The organism is Mycobacterium sp. (assembly GCF_008709575.1).
GTDB lineage: Bacteria > Actinomycetota > Actinomycetes > Mycobacteriales > Mycobacteriaceae > Mycobacterium.
Genome location: NZ_VYIK01000232.1, coordinates 1 through 854 on the forward strand (window position 1 = coordinate 1; position 854 = coordinate 854).

An 854-nucleotide genomic window follows, 5' to 3' on the forward strand; every position below is an offset into this window, starting at 1 on the left:
GTCGCGCTGGTGGTGCTGGTGATCGTCACCTGGTTGCTCACCCGCTAAGACGCGGGCCGCGCGACTACCGGGAGACCCATCACGCGGGAACCACCACCGCATCCAGGTCACGACCCGGGTGAGCTCGAATCGACACGGTGCCCGAGCCCAGCCACCGCGCCTGCCCGGACGTGACAAGGTGACTGGGCAGGGTGAGCGACGCGGTTCCGTCGACGACCACCAGGACGCCGCCGGCGGGCAGAGCCACGCCGGTCTCGCCGCCGGGGTCGACGCGCACTCGATATACCGGCCACGGCGCCCCGGGGTGCTCGCGGCGCACAGTGGCGCTCTCTGACAAGACGGCGGAGCAGCGGTGCTCGCTCGGCAGCTCCACACCGATCAACCTGACGTCGCCGGTATTGGCCGGGTGAGCGGTCACCTGGTGGATCAGTGGCCGCCTGCGGTGTGCGCGCAGGACCACAACACCGGTCGGTAGCCGCTCCCAGCGCCGACCCAGCCCGGCTGCCACCATCCCCCATCGGTGCACCAGCCCGGCGCGCCGCGGGCGGAGTTCTTGCGACCGCACTCGGCCGCCGGCGATGACGACGTAGGTGGTGTCGCGGGTGTGGCGGTGAAATGTGGTCCGGCCGCCCGGTGGAATGGTCACCTCGTACACACGTACGCCCTGGGTCTGGAACTGCTCGACGTGCCACGGCTCGATCGACACGTCGACCCAGTCGGCCCCGAAATCGTGGCCGCGATCGGGTTCGATCATCGCCAGCGCACCTGCCGCCTTTCCCGCCCGAGGGCGCCGCTCACGGCGAGGTGCCTCAGCTAAAAGTGAGCGCGAAGCGGTGGTTGGTGCCTCACGCATG

1 protein-coding gene is annotated in these 854 nt (G+C 70.4%); it reads right to left on the minus strand.

Annotated elements, in window-relative coordinates; genetic code table 11:
• Positions 1–79: 79 nt before the first annotated feature.
• Positions 80–754, minus strand: coding sequence for a hypothetical protein (locus tag F6Q13_RS18125; protein WP_293059488.1), 675 nt, complete (start codon positions 752–754; stop codon positions 80–82).
• Positions 755–854: the final 100 nt, after the last annotated feature.